Annotated in this window: 24 protein-coding genes; 14 read left to right on the forward strand and 10 right to left on the reverse strand. The window is 59.0% G+C overall.

What is annotated here, in order from left to right; genetic code table 11:
- Positions 1–103 precede the first annotated feature (103 nt).
- Both DCC24_RS12675 and DCC24_RS10965 read right to left on the reverse strand, forming a co-directional pair.
- Entirely contained in the window at positions 104–583 is a 480-nt protein-coding gene (locus DCC24_RS12675; RefSeq protein WP_110099949.1) for a zinc-ribbon domain-containing protein, read from the reverse strand.
- Between the two features lie 99 nt (positions 584–682).
- A complete protein-coding gene (locus tag DCC24_RS10965) occupies positions 683–1,246 on the reverse strand; it encodes a hypothetical protein (RefSeq protein WP_110099950.1) in 564 nt (187 codons plus the stop codon).
- A 117-nt stretch (positions 1,247–1,363) separates the two neighbouring features.
- Between DCC24_RS10965 and DCC24_RS10970 the strand changes: the two genes are divergently transcribed.
- Positions 1,364–2,263 (forward strand): IS982 family transposase, encoded by a 900-nt coding sequence (locus DCC24_RS10970; protein ID WP_110099951.1) that lies wholly within the window; start codon positions 1,364–1,366, stop codon positions 2,261–2,263.
- 20 nt (positions 2,264–2,283) lie between these two features.
- Here DCC24_RS10970 and gabT read toward each other — a convergent pair whose 3' ends face one another.
- On the reverse strand, positions 2,284–3,585 hold the full coding sequence (gene gabT / locus DCC24_RS10975; protein ID WP_110099952.1) for a 4-aminobutyrate--2-oxoglutarate transaminase: 1,302 nt from the start codon (positions 3,583–3,585) through the stop codon (positions 2,284–2,286).
- Between the two features lie 104 nt (positions 3,586–3,689).
- Here gabT and DCC24_RS10980 point away from each other — a divergent pair, with 104 nt between their 5' ends.
- The 5 genes from DCC24_RS10980 (at position 3,690) to DCC24_RS11000 (ending at position 9,347) form a co-directional block, all read left to right on the forward strand.
- Positions 3,690–4,580, forward strand: a complete 891-nt coding sequence (locus DCC24_RS10980) for a LysR family transcriptional regulator (RefSeq protein WP_158278403.1) — start codon at positions 3,690–3,692, stop codon at positions 4,578–4,580.
- 6 nt (positions 4,581–4,586) lie between these two features.
- Positions 4,587–6,083 carry a lysine--tRNA ligase gene (lysS, locus tag DCC24_RS10985; protein WP_110099954.1) on the forward strand — a complete coding sequence of 499 codons (1,497 nt, stop codon included), beginning with the start codon at positions 4,587–4,589 and terminating at the stop codon, positions 6,081–6,083.
- Between the two features lie 2 nt (positions 6,084–6,085).
- Complete coding sequence (locus DCC24_RS10990) at positions 6,086–6,277, forward strand: hypothetical protein (protein WP_110099955.1); 192 nt, start codon at positions 6,086–6,088, stop codon at positions 6,275–6,277.
- 158 nt (positions 6,278–6,435) lie between these two features.
- Positions 6,436–6,738, forward strand: coding sequence for an Lsr2 family protein (locus tag DCC24_RS10995; protein ID WP_110099956.1), 303 nt, complete (start codon positions 6,436–6,438; stop codon positions 6,736–6,738).
- Between the two features lie 83 nt (positions 6,739–6,821).
- A complete protein-coding gene (locus tag DCC24_RS11000) occupies positions 6,822–9,347 on the forward strand; it encodes an ATP-dependent Clp protease ATP-binding subunit (RefSeq protein WP_110099957.1) in 2,526 nt (841 codons plus the stop codon).
- Positions 9,348–9,380: 33 nt separating this feature from the next.
- Here DCC24_RS11000 and DCC24_RS11005 read toward each other — a convergent pair whose 3' ends face one another.
- Positions 9,381–11,141 (reverse strand): HNH endonuclease signature motif containing protein, encoded by a 1,761-nt coding sequence (locus DCC24_RS11005; protein ID WP_110099958.1) that lies wholly within the window; start codon positions 11,139–11,141, stop codon positions 9,381–9,383.
- Positions 11,142–11,346: 205 nt separating this feature from the next.
- Here DCC24_RS11005 and DCC24_RS11010 point away from each other — a divergent pair, with 205 nt between their 5' ends.
- Entirely contained in the window at positions 11,347–11,838 is a 492-nt protein-coding gene (locus DCC24_RS11010) for an SRPBCC family protein (RefSeq protein WP_110099959.1), read from the forward strand.
- Positions 11,839–11,905: 67 nt separating this feature from the next.
- On the opposite strand, the gene DCC24_RS11015 is transcribed toward DCC24_RS11010, so the two are convergent.
- Positions 11,906–13,090, reverse strand: a complete 1,185-nt coding sequence (locus DCC24_RS11015; RefSeq protein ID WP_110099960.1) for a glycosyltransferase family 1 protein — start codon at positions 13,088–13,090, stop codon at positions 11,906–11,908.
- Between the two features lie 229 nt (positions 13,091–13,319).
- On the opposite strand from DCC24_RS11015, the gene DCC24_RS11020 reads away from it, so the two are divergent.
- The 3 genes from DCC24_RS11020 to DCC24_RS12105 all read left to right on the forward strand — a co-directional run bounded on the left by DCC24_RS11020 (position 13,320) and on the right by DCC24_RS12105 (position 15,828).
- Entirely contained in the window at positions 13,320–14,645 is a 1,326-nt protein-coding gene (locus DCC24_RS11020; protein WP_110099961.1) for a UDP-glucose/GDP-mannose dehydrogenase family protein, read from the forward strand.
- A complete protein-coding gene (locus tag DCC24_RS11025) occupies positions 14,642–15,592 on the forward strand; it encodes a UTP--glucose-1-phosphate uridylyltransferase (protein WP_110099962.1) in 951 nt (316 codons plus the stop codon). The genes DCC24_RS11020 and DCC24_RS11025 overlap by 4 nt, the downstream gene beginning before the upstream one ends.
- A 98-nt stretch (positions 15,593–15,690) precedes the next feature.
- A complete protein-coding gene (locus DCC24_RS12105) occupies positions 15,691–15,828 on the forward strand; it encodes a hypothetical protein (RefSeq protein WP_158278402.1) in 138 nt (45 codons plus the stop codon).
- Positions 15,829–15,923: 95 nt separating this feature from the next.
- Here DCC24_RS12105 and DCC24_RS11030 read toward each other — a convergent pair whose 3' ends face one another.
- Both DCC24_RS11030 and DCC24_RS11035 read right to left on the reverse strand, forming a co-directional pair.
- Positions 15,924–16,682 carry a fructosamine kinase family protein gene (locus DCC24_RS11030; RefSeq protein ID WP_110099963.1) on the reverse strand — a complete coding sequence of 253 codons (759 nt, stop codon included), beginning with the start codon at positions 16,680–16,682 and terminating at the stop codon, positions 15,924–15,926.
- Complete coding sequence (locus DCC24_RS11035; protein WP_233492074.1) at positions 16,679–17,146, reverse strand: low molecular weight protein-tyrosine-phosphatase; 468 nt, start codon at positions 17,144–17,146, stop codon at positions 16,679–16,681. Before DCC24_RS11035 ends, DCC24_RS11030 begins: the two co-directional genes overlap by 4 nt.
- Before the next feature lie 68 nt (positions 17,147–17,214).
- On the opposite strand from DCC24_RS11035, the gene DCC24_RS11040 reads away from it, so the two are divergent.
- Both DCC24_RS11040 and DCC24_RS11045 read left to right on the forward strand, forming a co-directional pair.
- On the forward strand, positions 17,215–17,751 hold the full coding sequence (locus tag DCC24_RS11040; protein ID WP_110099965.1) for an amino-acid N-acetyltransferase: 537 nt from the start codon (positions 17,215–17,217) through the stop codon (positions 17,749–17,751).
- 84 nt (positions 17,752–17,835) lie between these two features.
- Positions 17,836–18,051 (forward strand): CsbD family protein, encoded by a 216-nt coding sequence (locus DCC24_RS11045; protein WP_110099966.1) that lies wholly within the window; start codon positions 17,836–17,838, stop codon positions 18,049–18,051.
- A 56-nt stretch (positions 18,052–18,107) separates the two neighbouring features.
- On the opposite strand, the gene DCC24_RS11050 is transcribed toward DCC24_RS11045, so the two are convergent.
- Positions 18,108–19,004 (reverse strand): A/G-specific adenine glycosylase, encoded by an 897-nt coding sequence (locus DCC24_RS11050; protein WP_110099967.1) that lies wholly within the window; start codon positions 19,002–19,004, stop codon positions 18,108–18,110.
- A 32-nt stretch (positions 19,005–19,036) separates the two neighbouring features.
- Between DCC24_RS11050 and DCC24_RS11055 the strand changes: the two genes are divergently transcribed.
- Positions 19,037–19,690 carry a hypothetical protein gene (locus DCC24_RS11055; RefSeq protein ID WP_146206323.1) on the forward strand — a complete coding sequence of 218 codons (654 nt, stop codon included), beginning with the start codon at positions 19,037–19,039 and terminating at the stop codon, positions 19,688–19,690.
- Here DCC24_RS11055 and radA read toward each other — a convergent pair whose 3' ends face one another.
- Together radA and DCC24_RS11065 are read right to left on the reverse strand one after the other, a co-directional pair.
- Complete coding sequence (gene radA / locus DCC24_RS11060) at positions 19,691–21,172, reverse strand: DNA repair protein RadA (RefSeq protein WP_110099969.1); 1,482 nt, start codon at positions 21,170–21,172, stop codon at positions 19,691–19,693.
- Between the two features lie 33 nt (positions 21,173–21,205).
- Complete coding sequence (locus DCC24_RS11065; RefSeq protein WP_110099970.1) at positions 21,206–22,357, reverse strand: aromatic acid exporter family protein; 1,152 nt, start codon at positions 22,355–22,357, stop codon at positions 21,206–21,208.
- A 275-nt stretch (positions 22,358–22,632) separates the two neighbouring features.
- Between DCC24_RS11065 and DCC24_RS11070 the strand changes: the two genes are divergently transcribed.
- The gene (locus tag DCC24_RS11070; RefSeq protein ID WP_110099971.1) at positions 22,633–23,745 is read left to right on the forward strand and encodes a phosphate ABC transporter substrate-binding protein PstS; all 1,113 of its coding nucleotides are present in this window, start codon (positions 22,633–22,635) and stop codon (positions 23,743–23,745) included.
- Positions 23,746–23,818: the final 73 nt, after the last annotated feature.

Consider the following 23,818-nt stretch of genomic DNA (forward strand, 5'->3'; position numbering starts at 1 on the left):
CAACGGACGACTCGAACACCTGCGCGGATCCGCCCTGGGCTTCCGGAATCTCACCAACTACATCGCCAGGTCCTTGCTCGAGAGCGGAGGATTCAAGCCCCGTCTACACCCTCGATTGTGAAGAGCCATTAAACCCAGGCCACGCCTTGCTGCCCGTACAATATGGGCACTTAGTGCCATTCCGAGTTCGATTCGAAGGGGTGGCTTTCCAGGTATGGCCGTGCTCTAGACAACGCCACCAATAGTTTTTCGTAGTCCCAGGGATGACATCACAGGCTCTTGTGTCACCATTCCATGTCGGGTGCCATTCTTTAGCAATCTCAGGGAACCTCAGCTCAAGGTCGTTGAATCCTGGCAACGCTTTTCGGCCAGCGCAATACGGGCACCCCGCGCCCTTGACCCGTGAAATCACATAGGCAGCCCACGCGTGTCCGTGCTCTGTGCACTTCCACCACGCTTTTAGTGCGGCACCTATATAGCATTCGCTAGCTGGAAAGCCATTTCTCTCCTCGTCCCACTCTGCGGCGACATCGGGGCAATGTCCCTCCAGATTGGGGTGCGTCCCCTTTTTGCCTCTTGGCACTGGTTTGCATTCCTCTCTATCCTGTAGAACTACACAGTGCCGGCGGCATGAGAAAACCCCCGACGCAGTATTGCTGCTTCGGGGGTTTAGTTTGGGGAGTTAAATCTCCTGGTCGATGTCAAGGTCGTATACCGTCATGCCGGCATTATCCATCCAGTCACCATCACCACCCGGGGTGATCAGGAAAACCCACTTTTCCGGGTCTTCCTTCGGCGGAACGGGATTGAAGTAACCGTCGGTGACGCAAACTACGGCGTCGTAGTCGTGGTTGAGTTCGTCCTCGAGGTATCGTTCCACGTCAACGATAGACGTGCCTCCGCCTCCACGGAAGGTATCGCCTGGCTGGAACGGGTAGCACTCACTGTCGAAGGCCACCCAGACAATTTCCAAGTCCTCCTCTTCTCCCACCAAGTCAGCGATGTAGTTCAGCACAGAGGTCTGCATGGAACCAGAGGTATCCACAGCAATTACAACCTTCTGTGTCTCTTCGTCTCCTACGCGTCCAAGACGAATATCCCACCAGATCGCAGTGCGAAGCTCGAGACGCTCTCCTGGGACAAGCCGCGTGTGCAGCGCCTCCTGGAGGTACTGCTTCCAGAACTCCACCTTCCGCGTCTCCGTGGCCTTACCACGAAGCTGGTTGGCACCGATGTCACCCCACATAGATGAGTAATTCCTAATTGCCATTGCGGTGCGGTGGGATGTTCATGCTCGGATAGTTCGTCGTGCTTGAGGCGGTGGGGCCTGTTAAAGCGGGTTGGAGGGTGTTAAGCATATGTTGTGAACAAACAACTCAACACCCTCCTGATAACACTGTACGTTTTTATCACCGATAAAGTCATCCCGGCCTATGATCCACCGGTTCGGCGTGGCCGCAAACACCAGCTCACGGATGCCGAGCTGTTGTGTTTGGCAGTGGCCCAGCACCTGACTCGAGGAGAGTCCTCGGAAGCCAAATGGGTCCGCTACGCCCGAGAACATCTGCGCGATATGTTTCCGTATATCCCCTTGCAATCTGGATATAACAAACGGATCCGGGCCGCTTTTGGGCTCATCCAGACCACCCTGGTGGCCTTGGCCAAAGACACCGACACCTGGCACGAGGTGCTGCGTCTGTTGGATGCCACCCCGATCCCGTGTGGCCGGTCCAAACAAACCGTGCAACGCTCAGGATTAGCCGGCCATGCCGGTTACGGATTTAGTGCGGCACATAACGAATACTTCTGGGGCATGCGCCTGGTATTGATCAGCACCCCCGACGGGATGCCGGTCATCTGGGGGCTGGGCAATCCCAAACTGGGCGAACGCGCCATCACTCAAACCCTGCTGGATGGCAGCCGCCACTTACTGACCGAGGGCCAAGTGATCCTGGGCGATAAAGGCTTCTCCGGCAAGGCCTTTGAAACCTTCATCACCGACGACTTGCACGCCAGGCTGCTGTGGCCAGACCGCAAAGACGAAACCCCACGATTCGGTAATCTTGGTGGCATCCGCCAATGGATCGAATCCATCTTCGACACGCTCAAAGGCCAACTGGGCTTAGAACACCACGGTGCCCGCACCATCCAGGGACTCTTAGCCAAAATCGGGGCCAAACTGCTGGCCATGGCCGCCGGCATCTGGCACAACTGGAAAATCGGAGCACCCAACAAACGATCCCTGATCGCTTATGACCACTAAAATCAATAGGAATTAATCATCTAGGCGTTCTTCAGCGCGTCGGCGACCACGCCCAGGCCTTCACGCAATAGGTCTTCATCAATCACCAGTGGAGGCAGGAACCGCAGGACATTGCCGTAGGTGCCACAGGTCAGGGCCACCACACCCTGCTCGCCGGCTGCAGTCAGCACCCTCTTGGCCAATCCGGCATCCGGCTCCCCGGTCTGCGGGTGCACCAGCTCAAGAGCCATCATCGCCCCGCGACCACGGATCTCACCGATCCGCGGATCATCGAAGAACGCGGTGATGATCTCCTCGATCCGTTGTGCCTTGGCGGCCAGCTGTTCCTCTTCGTACACCTCGATCGCGGCCAGCGCTGCTGCCACGGCCGGTGGGTTCCCACCGTACGTGCCACCCAGACCGCCGGCGTGGACCGAATCCATAATCTCCGCCCGACCGGTCACCGCCGACAGCGGCATACCTCCGGCAATACCCTTGGCCATGGTGATCAGGTCCGGCTCAATCCCTTCGATCTCCGAGGCAAACATCGCCCCGGTGCGAGCAAACCCGGTCTGCACCTCATCGGCAATAAACACAATGCCGTGATCCCGACACCACTGCACGATCCGAGGCAAAAAGCCCTCGGCCGGCACAATAAATCCGCCCTCACCCTGGACCGGTTCCATTATCACCGCGGCCAGATTCTTCGCGCCCACTTGGGTCTCCAGACGTGCGATAGCCTGCTCGGCCGCCTGGGCGCCATCGAGTCCATCCCGATACGGATAAGACCCGGGCACACGGTAGACCTCCGGGGCGAACGGGCCGAACGAATCCTTATAGGGCATATTCTTCGCCGTCAGCGCCATGGTCAGCGTGGTGCGACCGTGATAGGCGTGATCAAACGCCGCCACCGCCTGACGGCCGGTGTGCGCCCGGGCAATCTTGACCGCATTCTCCACCGCCTCAGCACCGGAATTGAGCAACACCGTCCGAGTCTGTCCCGCAATCGGCACCAGCTGATCCAGTTTCTCCGCCAGCTGCACATACCCCTCATATGGAGTCACCATGAAACAGGTGTGGGTGAAGTGGGCGACCTGATCTTGCACGGCGCGAACCACTTTCGGATGCGCAGCACCCACCGAGGTCACCGCAATACCGGCGCCCAAGTCGATCAAGCGGTTGCCGTCAACGTCTTCAATGATTCCGCCAAAGGCTTGCGCAGCGAACGTCGGGGTCGATGAGGCCACAGCAGGTGAGACGTACTGAGCCTGACGGGCAGCTAATTCTTTCGCCTTCGGACCGGGCAACTCGGTCACCAGACGACGGGACTGTTCAATAGACATAACACTTCCTTTCCGTGATGTGGTACTAGTTTTGTGTCTATTGTCACCCCGGGTAGCTATGCATGTCTAATAGATCGGAAACATATCAATTATGCTTAACGTGCATGACTGGTCTTGATCTGTCCCATGTCCACGCCTTTGTCGCCGTGGCCGATGCCGGCTCGGTCTCCGAGGCCGCCGACCAGCTGTCGATCACCCAACCGGCTCTGACGCGCCGGTTGCAGAAATTACAACGCGACCATGAGATTCAGCTGTTGGAACGCCGTGGCCCAGGCTTGGCACTCACCTCAGCGGGTCGGGCTTTCCTGCCCACCGCCCGTCACCTGTTAAGAGAACACGATCAGGCCGGACATCATCTGGCCTATCTGCGTGACGGCACTCTTCGCGAGTTGTCCGTGGTCGCCCCGGGCACCACACTGATCGACATCATCATTCCGTTTGTGGCCACCCTCGGCCCGGATCGCCCGCGCACCTCGGTCACCGAAGCCGCCCTGGATTTACGCATCCGTGAGGCGGTGGAAACCCACGACGTGGTGATCTTCCCGGCCGAACCCGATGACACTGTCACCAGTACCGAGTTGCTGAACCTGCCGGTCTGGGCCCATGTGGCAAGCACCCATCGGTGGGCCTCGCGCACCGAGATTGAGCTGGCCGAACTGACCGAAGAATCCCTGTCGGTCCCCACCCGGAATTTCGCCGCTCGCCGGAAACTCGACGCCGCCTTGGAACTGGAGAACCTCGTGCTCCACCAGGTACAAGAGACCAACTCGGGACAGGTCGCCCAAGCCCTGGTCGCCACCGGCGGTGGTGTCGCGGTCGTCACCGATGACCCAGCCTTCGGGCTGAAACCGTTGCGGATCATCCACCGGGGCCAACCGTTGTCGATGGAATTGTGTGCCATGGTGAAACCCGATCATTATGCCCGCCGAGAGATCGCAGAATTCGTTCACCAATTAGCCGTATTCTGCACACAGAAATACCCTTCGCTAGACTGAACACCTGTGAGCACCCCTTCAGATACCCGTGACCAGCGCCAGGTGCGTCGCAATAAGCGCGCAGAACTTCTGCAGGCCGGGGTTCCGGCCTATCCGCACCAGGTGCCTCGCACGCATACCCTGGAATACATTCGCGACCACTACAGCGACTTGGAAGCCGGTGCCGAAACCGGCCAGATCGTCTCGGTCGCCGGTCGCGTCGTCTTCCAGCGCAACTCCGGCAAGCTGTGCTTTGCGGCGTTGCAGGAAGGCGGATCTGACGGATCCGGTGTGCGCCTGCAAGTGATGCTCTCCCAAGCTAGAGTCGGCGCAGAAGCGCTGGCTGATTATAAGCACCTGGTCGATCTGGGCGATCACCTCGCGGTCACCGGTGAGATCATCTCCTCTCGCCGCGGGGAACTGTCGATTATGGTTGACACCTGGCAGATGGCCTCTAAGGCACTGAACCCTCTGCCGGTACTCTTCGCCGACCTGAACGAAGAGACCCGAGTCCGCCAGCGTTACGCGGATCTGATCGTGCGCCCCGAAGCCCGCGAAATGGTGCACAAACGGGCGGCGATTACCCGCGCGGTGCGCCGGACGCTTGAAGATGCCGACTACACCGAGATCGAAACGCCCATCTTGCAACTGGTCCACGGTGGCGCCCAGGCTCGCCCCTTCGAAACCCATCTGAACGCTTTTGATCAAAACATGACCCTGCGCATCGCCACCGAGCTCTACCTCAAGCGTGCTGTGGTCGGTGGTATCGATCGGGTTTTTGAGATCGGAAAGGTCTTCCGCAACGAAGGTGTCGACTCGACCCACTCCCCGGAATTCACCACCGTCGAGGCCTATGAGGCCTACTCCGATATGTATGGAATGGCCGAACGGATTAAGACCATCATCCTGCGTGCCGTGGACGCCGTCGGTCTGGGCCACCACATCGAGACCCCACGTGGTACTGCCGATCTGTCAGGCGACTGGAACTGGATCGAGGTCTACCCCGGCCTGTCTGAGGCCGTCGGTCAGCAGATCACCCCCGATACCGATGTGGCGACCTTGCGTGAGATCGCCGAAAAACACCAGGTCTGCATCGATGAGAAGTGGGACGCGGAGAAGCTGGTGATTGAACTCTTCGGTGAGATCGTCGAACCCACACTGATCAATCCCACCTTCGTCTATCACTACCCGCCCTCGGCCCAGCCACTGGCCTCCCCCCACCCGGAAGAGCCCCGCGTTATCGAAGCATGGGACCTGATTATCGGCGGGACCGAGATCGGCACGGCCTTTTCGGAGCTGATCGACCCGGTGATTCAGCGCGAACGCTTGACCGCCCAATCCTTGGCAGCTGCAGCCGGTGATGAAGAAGCCATGCAACTCGACGAGGATTTCCTGCGCGCCTTGGAATATGGTGCGCCCCCCATGGGTGGCTTGGGTATGGGCATTGATCGATTGGTCATGTTACTGACCGGTGCGGGAATTCGAGAGACAATTTTGTTCCCTCTGCTGAAACCTGAGGCCTAAAAATGGAAACTTTCTGGGAGTATTTCTCAGTTCTGGCCCCGTCGATCGGGGTGGGGCTGATTTTTTGGCTCGTCATGCATTCATTATTTCGTGGCGACGCCAAGGAACGCTCTGCCAAAGCGCGCGCTGAAGAAGAAGAGGCCCAGGAGTGGGCACGTGCTAAGGCTGAGAAATCCGATACCGGGCAGAACTGAGCCAGTCTTCGTCACGCCTGTCCTGGGAACGATATTCCATGTGAATCCGGTGAAATATTAGACATAAATTACTTTTCAAGGTTTATCCAGAGCAATAACTGCTCTAGACTTATTCTCAACAGCTGTCAAACACCATTTACGGCGAATTGAGGATACAAATGGCACGCAAAACCGAAGTTGTTTTGATCGATGATTTAGATGGTTCACCGGCCGATGAGACCTTAATCTTCGGATTTGACGGTCGCCATTATCAAATTGATCTGTCGAAAGAGAATGCCGACGCTTTCCGAAAATTGCTGAAGCCCTATATCCGCAAAGCGGAATCGATTGCGCCACCGGCTCCTGGAAATGAAGCAGCAAAAATTCGGGAATGGGCCAGAAAGAACGGTTATAACGTCTCCCGTCGTGGTCGCCTCCATCGGGATATTGAAGAGGCCTACCGGAACGCGCATAAACGTTAGGTTCCCCCACACGCGAACAGCCATCAACGAACTGGTTATTGGACAGTAGGATCGAGAGCAATAGTCAGCAAGGAGATGTGCACATGTTTGAGAGATTCACCGACCGCGCTCGGCGCGTGGTTGTGCTCGCACAAGAAGAAGCGCGGATGCTCAACCACAGCTACATCGGCACCGAGCATATTTTGCTGGGTCTGATCCATGAGGGCGACGGCGTCGCCGCCAAGGCCCTGGAATCGATGAGCATTTCCCTGGGCGCAGTGCGCGAACAAGTTCAAGAAATCATCGGCCAGGGGCAGCAAGCCCCTCCGGGACATATTCCCTTTACTCCCCGTGCCAAGAAAGTCCTGGAACTGTCTTTGCGTGAGGCCTTGCAGCTGGGGCACAACTACATCGGCACCGAGCACATTCTGCTGGGTCTGATCCGCGAGGGTGAAGGCGTGGCAGCCCAGGTACTGGTCAAGCTCGGTGCAGATCTGAACCGCGTACGCCAAACGGTGATCCAGTTGCTGTCCGGTTACCAGGAAGGTGGCCAAGGAAAAGAAGCCCAAGGCGTTGGTGTTGCCGGCCCCGGTGGCGGATCCGACGGATCCCCGTCCGGCTCGGTGGTGCTGGACCAGTTTGGTCGGAACCTGACCGCTGCTGCTCGCGAATCTCAGTTGGATCCGGTCATCGGTCGTGCCCACGAGATGGAGCGCGTCATGCAGGTCCTTTCACGGCGCACCAAGAATAACCCGGTCCTGATCGGTGAGCCCGGCGTTGGTAAGACCGCCGTGGTTGAGGGACTGGCCCAAGCCATTGTGCGTGGCGATGTACCTGAGAGTCTGACCGACAAGCAGCTCTACACCCTGGACTTGGGCTCACTGGTTGCCGGCTCCCGCTACCGTGGTGATTTCGAAGAGCGGCTGAAGAAGGTCCTGAAAGAAATTCGCACTCGCGGTGACATCATCCTGTTTATCGATGAGATCCACACGCTGGTCGGCGCCGGTGCCGCTGAAGGTGCCATTGACGCAGCTTCCATCTTGAAGCCCATGTTGGCTCGTGGTGAGTTGCAGACGATCGGTGCGACCACCTTGGATGAGTACCGCAAGCACATTGAAAAAGACGCTGCTCTGGAACGTCGTTTCCAGCCGATCCAGGTGGACGAGCCATCGGTCGCAGATTCCGTAGAGATCCTGCGTGGTCTGCGCGACCGCTACGAGGCACACCACAAGGTCTCCATCACCGAAGATGCGTTGCAAGCAGCTGCTACTTTGGCCGATCGCTATATTTCCGATCGCTTCCTGCCGGATAAGGCGATCGATCTGATCGATGAAGCCGGTGCCCGGTTGCGCATTCAACGGATGTCGACTCCTGACGAGATTAAAGAATTCGACGCCAAGATTGCAGAAGTCCGCAAGGAGAAAGAAGCCGCCATTGACGGCCAGGACTTCGAAGGTGCTGCCAGCCTGCGCGATAAAGAACAGAAATTGCAACAGGAGCGCAATGAGCGCGAGGATCAGTGGCGCAAGGAAGCAACCGACGGTATTGCCGAAGTCGATGAAGATCTGATCGCCGAGGTTCTGGCGAAATCCACCGGTATCCCGGTCTTCAAGCTCACCGAGTCCGAAACCGACCGGTTGCGCAATATGGAAGCCGAATTGCACAAGCGCGTCATTGGCCAAGACGAAGCGGTCAAGTCGCTATCTCGGGCGATCCGTCGCACCCGTGCCGGCCTGAAGGACCCCAACCGTCCGTCCGGTTCGTTTATCTTCGCCGGACCTACCGGGGTGGGTAAGACCGAGCTGGCCAAGGCCCTGGCCGAATTCCTTTTCGGTGACCAGGACTCGCTGGTTACTCTGGATATGTCGGAGTTCCAAGAAAAGCACACCGTGTCTCGCTTGTTCGGCGCCCCTCCGGGATATGTCGGTTACGAAGAAGGTGGCCAACTCACCGAAAAGGTTCGTCGCAAGCCGTTCTCCGTGGTGCTGTTTGACGAGGTGGAAAAGGCCCACGCCGACCTATTCAACTCGTTGTTGCAGATTCTGGAAGATGGTCGTCTGACCGACTCCCAGGGCCGGGTCGTGGACTTCAAGAACACCGTGATTATCATGACCACCAACTTGGGTACTCGCGATATCTCCAAGGGTGTGATGACCGGTTTCCAATCCGCCTCCGATACCACTACCGGTTACGAACGGATGAAGGGCAAAGTCCAGGAAGAACTGCGTCAGCAATTCCGTCCCGAGTTCCTCAACCGCGTTGACGACGTCATCGTCTTCCCACAGCTGTCCAAGGACGAGATCGTGCAGATCGTGGACCTGTTTGTAGACCGGCTCCAGGCCCGTTTGCTCGAGCAGAACCTTTCGGTCGAGCTCGATCAAGCAGCCAAGAACCTGTTGGCCGATCGTGGCTACGATCCCGCGATGGGTGCTCGTCCATTGCGTCGTACCGTGCAACAGTTGGTGGAAGATCAACTCTCCGAAAAGATCTTGTTCGGTGATATTCCGGCCGGATCCAAGATCATGATCTCTACCACCGGCGAAGGAGATGACGCAGAATTGACCTTCACCCCGGTGGAGGGAGATTCGGAGTTGGACGCCGCTCCCGAGCGGGAAGCTCTCGAAGCCTAAGCACTAAGGCCGTCACCGCACTCGGTGGCGGCCTTAGTGCTTCCGGTAGGCATTGCGTCGAGGGGATGGATCGGGATCCAGCCACGGCGCTGGAACAAACCACACTCCGTACTCGTCGATGCGGTCGATCGTCCACTTCTTGGTATGTACATCCACGTGGTGGGCGCTACACAGTAGCACCGCATTATTGATGTCTGTCTGCCCGCCGTTCTCCCACTCGACAATATGGTGAATCTGGCACCAGGCCGCAGGCATAGTGCACCCCGGGGCGGCGCAACCTTGGTCTCGGGCGATGAGAGCGCGATGCTGTGCCCCAGAGAATTCTCGTTTCTCGCGTCCTAAGTCCAACACTTCATTTTCTGCTCCCAGAACATGCGGGATGATTCCGGCATCACACACAGCCGCCCTGAGTCTTTGTGGGTGGACGGTGCCGATGAATTGTCCTTCGGAGCGGAATTTGTGGCCCTTCGGGGTGGTTGGAGTTCCTCGGTGGGTGGTGTAGAAGGCGTCTAAAGAAGATCGTCGCTGGTCGTCATCGAGCTGATATCGATGCGCCAGTTGGTGAGAGAACGTCTCGTAGTCCATCGTGATGTGGACCTTGGTGGCTTGGCCTCGCGTGTGGGGAAGTCCGGTCTTGTTTTTGCCCAGCGCAATTCCCGCCAGCAAGACGCCGAAGAGAGCATCAAAGCTACGCTGAGCCCGCGCTCGAGTATCGAAAAGAGCCTGTTCGGAATAGAGCCGCTCACGGTGTTGCTCGTCAATGCTGACGATGGTCGAAGGGTCCAACTCCGGGAAGTTTGCCTTGAGCGCTGTCAGAATAGGGTTCTCAGGTGCCTCAGTACCGGTGGTACCGACCTTAGTTTTCATCACCGCGAAGTTATTCGCCGCATGGTCGATGGTGGCCAGCAGCTCGGCATAGTGCCCGTAAGCAGTGCCACCGAAATCGACACCGCCATCATGACGAGGTTTAACCCAGAACTGATCGGTGCCTCGTTGGGGCTCCAGCACTTCTTCCGGTGCCGGTCCATCTTGGTCGAGAAAGAAGCACAGCTTGGGTTTCCAATCCTTACAGGTTTTGGCGAAGTCATTGACCGACATCTGACTCGCCTGATCAGTCAAAATCGGAATCGCTTCTTCGAGAACCTTCTCCACCAGCGTGGTTGGAGTTGACGTTTGGGCGCCGTAGCGACGAATCTCTTTGATCAGGCGAATGAGTCGATCCATGCTAGCGGTGGGGAGTTTTCCGGAGCGAAAAGCGTCACCAAGGGCGGGGAACTCCACTTTTGGAGCCGGGCCCCCGGAAATAGGTGGGGCTGGTGGGCTCAGATACTTGGAACGCTCGATATGTTGCTGAGCATCGGCGGACCCAACCCCGGTGCGATCGGTGAGGTATTTTTTCTCATTCTTAAACCCGCGAGCAGTGCGGGGAATCCCTAAAACAGCCTGTTGTTCCTCCGCCGTGGCCGTCGCGCGGGTGGTGAATCCAGTCAAGAGCGCATGAACATGATCCAGGCTTCTGGCGACCTGCTGTGTGGTGTGGTGCAAGGTCGGCAAGGAATCATGCATATTGGCCGGTGGAATGAGCGTGGTCGGTGTTTTCTCAGCAGCCAGATGGGAATTCCATTCCGCATAGCCATGATCTTCGCGCCATCTGGCCAACTGCTCATAGGCGTCAGGAGCTTGGAAATCTGTTGCCAATTCAGTCATGACGAGTTTGACCAGCTCAGCCTTCTGTCCAAAGGTGGCAGCGCGCAACTGATCGAGATCGACGAAGCTCAGATCCGGTGTCGGCATGGCCACCTCCTCGGTTCGTTCGACGATGGATCTGCGGGTGTCATCCGCAGCGCTGATCGATTGCTTTCTAGACTATCGAAACTGTGTTCTATTACGTGGTGCAGATGCCAACTGTGGATGAGAAGATGACATCGAGCTGGTGATCCGCTGTGAATCCACAGTCCACGTCTCGACATTGACCGATGAGCTCGTTAACGTGAGAGATATGACGACAAATCAAACCGCACATGGTGAAACTCAAATCCAGGTCAGCCGTATTATTGATGCACCGAATAAGGAAATTTTCCAGGTGCTGACTCTGCCGGATAATCACGCTCGTATTGATGGCACCAGCACCGTCGTCTCCGAAGATAAGACCGACCGAATTCAGCAGGTCGGCGATGTGTTCCGCATGAACATGACTGGCGATCACATGGGTGGTGACTATAAAACTGATAACCACGTGGTGGCCTACGACGAAAACCAGCTACTAGGCTGGAAGACCGCTCCGGCAGGAACCGAGCCTCCAGGTTGGCAGTGGATCTACGAGCTCGAGCCACTCGACTCAGATCAGACCCGCGTGACGCTAACCTACGACTGGTCGCAGGTCACCGACCAGGACCTGCTGGCCAAGAACTTGTTCCCGCTGTTCACTGAGGAACAGCTCGAGGGCTCGCTGAATAATCTGGCCGCGATCGTCGGGCCAGAATCCGAGTAAAGAAACTCCTCGATACACGACGGCGCCCGGTGCCTGCTGGCCTGGGTGCCGTGCTGTGTGTTGCGGGCTAGCACTCCGAGGTGATCGAGTGGCCTTTGGTGGCGGATCCTGAGCCCCGATATGATCGGTGTTCAATGGCCTGGTGGTAGTAGCCCATGAGCTGTTCGGCCAACACCGGCCAGGACCGCTTGCGGACGGAATCCTGGGCGGCATGGCCGAAGTAGGCGCGCTTCGTGTCGTCGAACAGCAGATCGTAGGCGTAATCGCGCAGCTGGTTCAGATCGCCCGGGGTGTACAGCCACCCGGTGTGGCCCGGTGTGATCAGATCGACCGGTCCGCCAGCGCGGGGAGCGATGGCTGGTAGTCCCGAGGCCATGGCTTCCTGGATGGTCTGGCAGAAGGTCTCCAGCTCGCCGGGGTGAATGAATAGATCGGCGGTGGCCAGCAGTTCACCCAGTTCCTTTCCGGATTTGAAACCCGGGAAGTAGGCGTTGGGCATCAGCTTCCGCAACGTGGACTTTTCCGGACCATCGCCGACGACAACCAGCTTCACGTTTGGCATATCGTGGATGATCTTCAGGTCCTCGACCTGCTTCTCCGGGGCCAGACGGCCGATGTAGATCACAATGCGCTGGTCCGGATCGTCCCCGGTGAGCTTGGCTCGCAACTTCGGCTTGGCTAGATCGGGGGAGAAATTGGAGAAATCCACACCGCGACGCCAAAGGTTCAAGCGCTGGAAGCCGTGGTCGTCGAGCTGCTTCAGCGTGGCAGTGGAGGGGGCCAGGGTCAGATCAGCGCGGTTGTGCAGATCGCGCAACACCTGCCAGGCGGTATGTTCCAGCAGGGCCAACCCGTACTTGGCCGTGTAGCCGGGCACGTCGGTCTGGTAGACGGCCACGGTGGGGATATCGAGCTTGTGGGCGGCGATGCCGGCGGTGCGTCCCAGCACGGCGGGGGAGGCCAGGTGGATGACATCTGGGTCGAAGTCCAGGATCCGGCGCTTGAGTTGAGCGACGTTGGTGGTGGCAATGCGTACGCTGGTGTATCCGGCCAGCGGGATCGAGGAGACGTGGCGAATCCGGATCTTTCGGCCGTTGGAGGCCTTCCAAAACTTCTGCGCCCCGCGTTGTTTGGGGGCGATGATCGACAGATCATGGCCGGTGGCCGCGTAGTGATCGGCGACCCTGAGAATTGAATTGGTGACCCCGTTCATCAGGGGCAGAAAGGACTCGGCAACGAACTGAATTCTCATACCTCCCAGGATGACGGGCGCGAACGACCGCGTAGTCACGATGAGGTAGCCCAAGGCTGACGGGTATGTAAATACTCGATGAACCCGGCCGGTCGTTAACCCGATGGACACCTGACAGTTGCTTTGAGATCAACCGGGACTTGATCGTTGGTGACCGGCAGGGGCTTTAATCGTGTGGCACGGCGTGACCGCGCCGGCTGATGAATCGTGAAGAGAGGTCGTCAAACCCGTGAAAATTTCGGTGATTGGCTGTGGCTACCTGGGGGCGGTGCACGCTGCGTGCATGGCCGAGCTGGGCCACGAGGTCGTCGGTATTGATGTGGACGAGCGCCGTATTAATGGCTTTGTCAGTGGGAAGCTTCCGTTCTACGAGCCCGGGCTGAGTGAGCTGGTCGCCCGCCAGCTAGGCGACCGTCTGAGCTTTTCGACCGATCCCGCTGAGATCAAGCAGACCGAGGTGCACTTTATTTGCGTGGGCACCCCGCAACTCAGTGCGGGACGGGGCGCGGATTTAAGCTACGTCAATCAGGCGGTGGACACTGTGCTGGAACAAGCCCAGCCCGGTAGCTTGATCGCCGGTAAGTCCACGGTGCCGGTCGGGACGGCCGAGGAACTGGCCGAGCGGGTGCTACCGGCTGGATTCGGTCTGGTGTGGAACCCGGAGTTTTTGCGGGAAGGATTCGCCATCCAGGACACGTTGCACCCGGATCGGCTGGTGTACGGGACGATGACGCCCGGGGCCGAAGACACCCTGGATCAGGTGTATGGACAGCTTTTGGCAGACGGCGTGCCGCGGATGATCACCGACGCTGCCACCGCGGAGCTAGTGAAAGTCGCCGCCAACTCGTTTTTGGCCACCAAAATCTCCTTTATTAACGCCATGGCCGAGATTTGCGACGCCACCGGGGCCAATGTGACCACCCTGGCCGAAGCGCTGGGCCACGATGACCGGATCGGTCGGAAGTTCTTGCGCGCCGGGATTGGGTTTGGTGGAGGCTGTTTGCCCAAGGATCTTCGGGCCTTCCAGGATCGGGCCGAACAGCTCGGATTACAGGACGCGCTGGGCACCCTGTCGGAAGTGGATGCGGTCAATCAGCGTGCTCGCACCCGGGCGGTGGAGAAACTGGCCGGGGTGCTCAAGCTCAACGGCGCTCGCATCGCGGTGCTGGGTGGAGCCTTCAAGCCCGATAGCGATGATGTGCGGGATTCGCCGGCCGTGGCGGTGGCTCAGCAGCTGATCGATGCCGGAGCGCGGGTGAGCATGTATGACCCCCAGGCCGGGGAGAATTTGCGCGTTGCACTGCCACAGGCTCGAGTCCTCGATGATCTGGCCTCGTGCCTGGTGGAGGCCGACGCGGTGGCGGTGCTGACCGAATGGAAAGAATTCACCGAGGTGGATCCACGCACGATCGCACGGTCGATGACCGGCCGGATCGTGCTGGACGGTCGCAATGCGCTGGATATGGACGCGTGGACGGCTGCAGGATTCCACTACCTGGGGATGGGCCGCAGCGCTCAGACCCGCGAGAAGACACCGAAGGAGGTTACCTCGTGACCAAGCCCGTGATTACCGCGGTGATTCCCGCGGCAGGATTGGGAACGCGATTCCTACCGGCCACGAAGGCCTTGCCCAAAGAGATGTTGCCGGTGGTGGATCGTCCCGCGATCCAGCACGTGGTCGAAGAGGCCGTGGATGCTGAACTGACCGACGTGTTGTTTGTGGTGGGTCGCAATAAGGACCCCCTGGTCAATCACTTCGATCGCGTGGCGGAACTCGAGGACACGCTGGAGCGCAAGGGGAAAACCGAGATGCTCGCACAGGTGCAGGCCATTACCGATCTGGCCACCTTCCACTATGTGCGACAGCGTGAACCGGCCGGGCTCGGGGATGCGGTCGCTCAGGCCGCTCACCACGTGCGCGGTGCGTCCTTTGCAGTGTTGCTCGGTGATGACCTGATCGATCAGGGCGGGGCGCTGTTGACCGAAATGTTGCAGGTCCACGAGCAGACTGGCGCCTCGGTGGTGGCGGTCCAGCCGGTTCCGGCCGAGCAGGTCAGCTCCTACGGTGTGATTGCTCCGGCCACGGAGGCTGATCCGTTGCTCACCCGTTATGGGCGGGAAGCACTGTGGGTGGACACCATGGTCGAAAAACCCGCCCCGGAGCAGGCGCCGTCTCAGTTGGCGGTGATTGGTCGGTATGTGCTCTCGCCGAAGGTCTTCGAGGTGCTCAAAGAGACCGGCACCGGTGCCGGTGGCGAGATTCAGCTGACCGATGCGCTGGTGACCATGGCCGAGAATCCCGCCGCATACGGAGGAGTGGTCGCCGTGGTGCACCACGGTCGGCGCTATGACACCGGTAATAAGGTGGAATATGCCAAGGCGAACGTGGAATTATCGCTGAAACACCCCCAGTTGGGGCCCGAGTTGCGCGAGTGGTTGGTGGACTACGTGCACCACTTGCAGACACCGGAGGCAGACAGCAACGGTTCAGGAAACTCATAGGACGTTGTGGCGCGAGCCAAGGTGTCAGCGGTAGACAGTGCCGGCGACGGCATGTTTAGCATGACACTATCCTTGATAACCAATCTTGAGGAGTGATCATGGGACTTGGAGATAAATTGAACGACCTGAAGAACCAACACGGCGATAAGATCAACGACGCTGTCGACAAGGCTCAGGACAAGTTCTTGGGTGACGACAACAACAACGACGACAAGAAGGACGCCAAGAAGAAATAAGTGATCGCGCGTTTCGGAAGCCGGCGAGAGATCTTCTCGTCGGCTTCTTGTTTTAATGCGGTGCTGCGTTGACCACGGCGGTGGCCACGAGCGGGTTAGTGGCTAGCTTCGAGCGCTCGCAGGGTCGAGGGCGCATAACCGGAGCCAAACAGCACCGTGTGAACCAGTAGCGGAACCAGCTGGAAGACCGGGATGAGGTCCTCATCGACCGGAAGATAGTCATAGGACTCCCAGCACTCGGGGCCGAACCCTCCAAATAGCGCCATCATCGCCAGATCTTCCATCGGGTGACCCCAGTGCGCGGACGGATCGATCAACCAGGAATAGCCACGGCTATCCACTACCCGATTTCCAGCCCAGAGATCACCGTGCACTAATACCGGGATGGTGGCCGGGCCCAGACAGTCCTCGGTGATGCTGGTGGCCAACTCGAGTGCTCGATCTGGAAGTAGCCCCGCGGTGACGGCTTTCTGGGTCAGTGGAATCACCCGGCGGGTGATCAACGAGTCGTACAGCGTATCGCTGGCGGTCAAATCCACTGGTTGGTCCCCCAAGAATCCTTGGGGCTGACGGTCCAGACCGCCGAAGTATCCCGGGGCGTCGGCCGCCGAGGTGCGGTGCAGGGTGGCCAGTTCACGACCGAACTGCTTTTCTGGCTCGTCCACCGGTGGCCCGGCCACGGTCGCATCGGTAATGCGGGTGATGGTCAATGAGGTATCGGTCAGCTCGAGGACATCCGGCACCCGCGCACCGTAGGAGGCGAGTGCGGTGAGTCCGGCAGCTTCACGGGCGAAGAAACCTGCCGGGGCATCCGGACGGGATTTGGTGAAGACCTCGGGGTCTGATGTGCTCATTCGGCACCCTCCCAGATCTCGTCGATGCGGTCCTCGGCCAGCAGTGCGACGAGATGATCGCAGGCATCTTCAATGACGTCATACATGTGCTCGAAGGCATCGCGCCCCTGACCGTAGGGGTCATCGATATCTCCGGGCTGGCGTCGGGCCAGTGTGCCGAGCCGAACCACGCGGTCAGTGTCGGCCAGGGCGTGAATATCGGCGACGTTCATACCGTCCATGGTGAGAATGAGATCGGCACTGGCGACCAGCTCGGCGTTCAGCTGAGTTGCGGTGGTCGTAAACTCGTAGCCACGCTCGGTGCCGACGTCCTGGGTGAGCACGTGTGGTGGCTCGCCGATGTGATAGCCAGCGGTGCCGGCAGACGAGACGGTGACGCCAGTGAGCCCCGCCTTGTCAATCTTGTCGTTCAACACGGCTTCGGCGGCCGGTGAGCGACAAATATTTCCGAGGCAAACGGTCATGATGTGCATGGCACCATCCTAAGACTTGAGGTCTGCCGGGTGGTGAGAGCGATCTTTATACTGGTGTGATGACTGCTGAACTGCGCATTCGCCCGGCCCGGACCTCTGATGTGTCGGCTATTCGTGCCATGGTGACTCCCTTGGCACACCAAAAAATCCTGTTGGATAAAGAGGCGGTGGCCTTCTACGAGGCGATTCAAGAATTCGTGGTCGCCGAAGATGCGAGTGGCACCCTGCTAGGTTTCGGCGCCTTGCACGTGATGTGGGAGGATTTGGCCGAAGTCCGGACTCTGGCCACGGCCCCGGAGGCTCGCGGTCGCGGGGTGGGATCACGGATCCTGGGGCAGTTAATTGAGCGCGCCACCCGACTGGGTGTGGACCGGATCTTCTGTTTGACCTTTGAGACGACGTTTTTTGCCTCCCACGGGTTCGAGGTGATGGCGGATCAGAGCACGTTGGATCCGGAGATCTTTGCCGAATTGTTGCGCTCAACCGATGAGGGCGTGGCCGAGTTTCTGGATTTGGCGCGGGTGAAACCCAATACGTTAGGCAATACGCGCATGATTCTGCACCTGGACCGCACAAATGATCACGCTCAAGGCTAAAACTGCCGGTGAATACCCGGTAAAAGCTTGTGAGCGTGGAATTAACTTGTTCTACTAAAAAATAAGCGATCGAAAGGAGAGATCATGAGCGCATCAGATAAGTTTGAAAACGCTGCCGAAGACCTGAAGGGCCAGGCTAAAGAAGGCATCGGTAAGGCCACTGGCGACTCCAAGACCCAGAACGAGGGTACTGCCGAGCAGCTGAAAGCCAACGCCAAGGACACTTTCGACAACGCCAAGGATAAGGTGGCCGACGGCTTCTCCTCGGCCAAGGACAAGCTCACCGGTAAGGACAAGTAAGCTGCGGATGCCTGACTTAGTGGCCGTTTCCCCATCGGGGAGACGGCCACAGGTATTTAAGGGAGTGAGAGGTGCTCTCTGGTCGCGACGATCAGACCGTCGTGGAGCAGCCCGGAGACGCAGCGTTCCCACTGGCTGTCATCGGGGCGGTGGGCTCCCAACTTGCCGGTTGCCGTCACCGCTGACCGTAGCTCGGCGCGGTCAACACTGTCGCGGGCGCGCAACAGACCCATAATGGCGCCACGCACCTGTCGGTCGGTGCCGTGCCAGGCTTGGGCGGTGGGCTGGTAATCGGGATCGGGTTTTCCCGCTGCGATCCAGGCACATTCGGACAAGACCGGACAGGCTGCGCAGGAGGGCGAACGAGCGGTGCAGACCAGGGCGCCAAGTTCCATCACCGCTTTATTCCACTGATTCGCGGTGCTGGTGTCGTCGGGCATTAGCTGTTGTGCGAGCCGTTTTTCCGCGGCCGTCAATGAGGTGTGGGGTAGCCCTTTGCCGTTGACCAGTCGGGCATGGACGCGACGGATATTGGTATCGATCACGGTTTCAGGGATGCCGAAGGCGAAACTGGAGACTGCGGCGGCAGTGTAGTCACCGATGCCGGGCAGACTACGTAGCTGTGCTGGGTCGGCCGGTACCGTGCCATGGAAACGTTCCACGAGAGCGGTGGCGGTGGATTGTAAACGTAGCGCCCGTCGTGGATAGCCGAGATTTCCCCAAGCGCGTAGCACCTCGGCGGTGGGTGCTTGAGCAAGGTCGGCGGGGGTGGGCCACCGGTGCATCCACTCGGTCCAGACCGGTAGCACGCGGACTACGGGGGTCTGTTGGAGCATCACCTCGGAGACCAGCACGCCCCAGGGAGAGCAGTCGGGTCGTCGCCAGGGCAGATCACGGCCGTGGTGATCAAACCAGCGGGTGATCTTGTGGTGGAGAGCCGTGGTGTTCATCATCTTCTTTTTCTTGCCTCACTACAGTGGGTGCTATGGCAGAATCCTCCCGTCCGCATCCTCCCCAAGTGTATCGGCGTCGTCGCATCGTGGTGGGAACTATTATGCTGCTCATCTTGCTGGGACTGGTGGCTTTGGGCGTCTGGATTGGCAACCTGCTGTTTGGTGGGGATGATGAGCCGCAACAGGGTGCTTCGCCCCCTCCGAGTGCCTCGGCATCGGTTAGTGGTTCACCGAGTGCCTCGGCGAGTACTTCGGCCAGTGCCTCCGGCGATACTCGCGAGTGTCGTTCCGGGGATGTGGCCGTGGAAGCGGTGACCGATCAGGACAGTTACGCTGCTGATGAGGATCCGGTTTTTGAGTTGCGAGTCACCAATACCTCGGACTCGGCGTGTCAGACCAATGTGGGATCCAGTCAGCAGGACTATGTGGTGTCCGAGGTGGCTGATGACGAGACCTCACCGGTGTTTGCGACCTCGTACTGTCAGGTCGAGCCCGATGACCAGGTGGAAACCCTTCAGGCTGGTCAGGCGGTGTCGTCGACGTTTACCTGGGAACGGATTGCCGCGGATTCGGAGTGCTCTGAGGTGGAGGACGATGTGCCCGATGGCACATACCAGCTGGTGGTCTCTCTCGGTGAGACGAGGTCTTCCCCCGCGACGTTCACCTTGACAGCAGAGGATGACTGATCATCCGGTGGGTGAGGCGCTCATCCCGTTGTCAGAGAGTTGCTGCGGGGTCACCTGCTGAGAGGCGGGCATGGCCTGTTCGAATTCGGCGCGGGTCGCGAAAATCATGCCCAGGGCCTCTGGGAGCGTGGAGGCCTGGTAGACCAGGAATCCGGGTTCGGGTTGGAAAACGGTGTCTCGGCTGGCTGGGATGACCGCGCGGTTGAAGCCTAACCGGGTCGCTTCGTTAATGCGACGCTGGATCCCGGGCACGGCGCGGAGTTCGCCGGTGAGCCCGACTTCGCCAAAGGTCACGAGCCCGGGTTCCACAGCCCGGTCGGTCGCCGAGCCGGTCAGCGACGCGGCAACGGCCAAGTCCGAGGCCGGTTCGCTAATGCGGATCCCGCCCACGGTGGAGACATAGACATCCCGTTTGGCAGCGGTGATGCCCATCCGGCGTTCGAGTACCGCGAGCAACATGTTGATCCGAGACGTCTCCATACCTGAGACGGCGCGTCGGCCGGAAGAGGTTTCCGTCTGTGCCAGAAGCGCCTGGATCTCGGTGAGCAGGGGACGATGACCTTCCAGGCTAACGCTCATGGTGGTGCCTGCGATGGTGGAGTGCCAGGAATTGGTGAATAACCCCGAGGGATCGGTCACGGAGGTGATCCCGTGGTCATCGAGCTCGAAGCACCCGACTTCGTCGGTGGAACCATACCGGTTTTTGACCGCCCGGACCATGCGCAACCGGGAGTGCCGGTCCCCTTCAAAAGTGCACACCACATCCACGAGATGCTCCAAGACGCGGGGGCCGGCGATCGAGCCCTCTTTGGTGACATGGCCGATCAGGATGGTGGCGATGTTGCGGGTCTTGGCCATATTAATCATGGCAGATGCGACCTCACGGATCTGGTTGACCCCTCCGGCGGTGCCGTCAACGTCGGCCGATTCCAATGTTTGCACCGAATCGAGAATGACCACGTCTGGGTCGACCGTTTCAACTTGTCCCAGCGCGTGGCCCAAATCTGTTTCCGCGGTGAGATACAGGGTCTCGGAGACCGCAGAAATTCGATCGGCACGCATTCTGACCTGGGCGGTGGATTCTTCGCCCGTAATATAAAGGACTCTGGCCGGGTGGCCATCCGGCCGGGTCATCTGGGTGAGCTGGTGGCCGAGAGTTAGCACCAGCGTAGATTTGCCGATACCGGGTTCACCGGCCAGGAGCACCACACCACCGGCAATCAGGCCACCGCCGAGCACCCGATCCAATTCAGGCAAGCCAGTGGGTTGGTGACGGGCCAGCGTTGCGTCAATATCCGAAATTTTTCGGGCTCGTTGTGTGGTAGAGATCGTACTGGCCTGAGTGCGCGGGGTGCTGGTTTCCGCTCCAGATTCCACCACGGTGCCCCAGGCCTGGCACTCACCACAGCGGCCCACCCATTTGGCGGTCATCCACCCGCACTCGGTGCAACGATACGCTGGCTTACGTGTCTTGGAGCTCATAGGCGCAAGCCTACTGGGCCCGAGGGGACAAGATTAGAGCTTGGGCAAAAACTCCGAGGCTTCCCGTTCGGGCACCCCGGTGGCTTGAATGAAATCGACCATCATGGGCCGAGCCAACATCACGAGCGCTTCGGCTTGGAGATCTCCGCCGGCTAGGTCGGAAGGCACGAGTCGCTGGGTGGCGGAGACAAAGGCCTCACGGGCGACTGCTAAGGAGCGACGCCTGCCGGGTAGTGCCGGTTCGGAGAGGCAACGCCCCATGATCGCGACGGCTTCTGCGGCTTCATCAAACCAGTCGGCTAGTTCCGTGAACTGTTCATCGGTGAGCGAGGATTCATCGATGACGGTGATCAGTCGTCGGGTCACCAATCGCAACGAGCCCAGAGCCAAGTCGGTCTTGGCGGCGGTGTCTTGGGTGCCAGCTAAGAGTTCACGGGAGGTTTTCGCGGTCGGAGAGTAGGTTGCCAACTCTTGGGATGCCCGCAACGATTGGTAGACGGCATTCATCTGGGTTTGGGTATTGCGGGCGGCCACCAGCGTCATCCACGCTTCGCGAGAATCCTGGGCCCTCAGGGCCTTGGAACAATTCTGGAAAATTTCCGTGACCGTAGAGTACAGCGTATTGAAGTCCTTCACCGTGGCTCCGCGAAGATTCTTGGGCATGATCATGGTGACGACCAAGGCAAATACGCCACCGACCACCGCGTCGAGACTACGGGTAAATGGCCCACCCTCTGGTAGCGGTAAGAGCACCACCAACACCGCTTGCAGGGACATCTGGGTGGTGAAAATGACCCCGTTATCCAGAAAGCGGGCAATAATGATTGACACGAAGACCACCAACAGTGCCTGCAGATATCCCTGCCCCAGGAAAATCTGCATCAGATCGCCAATCAAAATGCCCAGGGTGCACCCGATGGCGATCTCCAAGACTTTGCGCAGTCGGGTATCGCCTCCAAAACCGAGCGCGATCAAAGTCGCAGTGGAGGCAAATAACGGGTTGGTGTGACCCAAAACCACGCTCGCGAACGCATAGGCGGCCACCGCAGCAATCGCTGAGGTGGCTGCCGGCATCACGGCGGCCCGGGACCGGGCGAATCCGGCTACCGCGCGACGGCGTAAAAAACGCCCCAGCGACCGCAGAGATTCGGAGAACCGTTCGGGAAGCTGGGACACAGATATCATGGACTCTAGGGTATCGGTATTTCGTGGCCCGGCGATATCACCCACAGCACCCCGTCGGGTGGCCTATCACTAGGGACTATGAGATTAAGACCACGTCCGAAAGCCCATATCTCCGGAATAGTTTACCTATTGTTCACTCAGTTAGATTTCGCATGTAACTTCCGGGCGGTAGCTTGATCGATGGTTCGAGGGTCGCACTCTAACTCTTGTGACCTATGCGTCGCATAGACGCGAATCATCTCGAAACATGTCATCGACTCGAAAGAGGCATAGAAGTGAAGCTTCGTCGTTTTGGCCGCGCAATGGCCGCACTGTCCATTTCCGCCCTCGCTCTGACCGCTTGCGGTGCTGACAACGAAGGCGATAATGAGAACGCTGACAACGGTTCGTCTGAAGAAGGCGACCTGCTGACCATCGGCTCGGGTGAGCTGATCGGTGGTGGCGCTTCCTCGCAGGAATCCGCTATGACCGCTTGGTCAACCGGCATCAACGAGACCAATTCTGACCTGACCGTCAACTACGACCCAGTGGGCTCCGGCTCCGGTCGTGAAGGTTTCCTGAACGGTCAGTACTCGTTCGCTGGCTCCGATGCTGCTATGGATGCTGATGAGCAGGAACAGGCAACGGAGATCTGCGGTGACGCTGGGGTGTTCCACGTTCCGGCCTACATCTCCCCGGTTGCCGTGGCCTTCAACCTGGAGGGCGTCGACACCATCAACATGGACGCTGACACCATCGCCAAGGTCTTCACCGGTGAGATCTCCAACTGGAACGACCAGGAGATCGCTGACCAGAACGAAGGCGTTGACCTTCCTGACACCGCGATCACTGTGGTGCACCGTTCCGATGACTCCGGTACCACCGAGAACTTCACCGAATATCTGGCTGAAGCTTCCGACAGCTGGGACCAGGAGCCCTCCGATGCATGGCCTTCGGACTACACCGGTGAATCCGCTCAGCAGACCTCCGGTGTTGTTGACCTGACCTCCAGCACCGAAGGTGCTATCACCTACGCCGACGCTTCTCAGGTCGGTGACTTGGGTACCGTTGCTGTCGGTGTTGGTGACGAGTATGTGGAGTACTCCCCGGAAGCCGCTGCTAACGCTGCGGAAACCGCTGAGGAAGATCCCGATGCTGAAGGCGCACTCGAACTGGACCGCGAGACCGAAGAGTCCGGTGTGTACCCGATCGTGCTGATCTCCTACCACATCTTCTGCCACGAATACGACAACGAAGACACTGCTAACCAGGCTAAGAACTTCGCTGCCTACGTGGTCTCCGAAGATGGTCAGAACACCGCTGCTGACTCGGCCGGTTCCGCTCCGATCTCCGACGCCACCCGTGATGACGCCATGTCGCGCATCGAAGGCATCGGTGTTCAGGGCTAAGTTCCTGCCTCTCTGAGCGGGTACCGCTGAGAGACATATCTTGAAGTGTGCAGTCGTTGGTGGTTGTCTCAGC

The organism is Auritidibacter sp. NML100628, from assembly GCF_003185985.1.
Taxonomy (GTDB): Bacteria; Actinomycetota; Actinomycetes; order Actinomycetales; family Micrococcaceae; genus Auritidibacter; species Auritidibacter ignavus.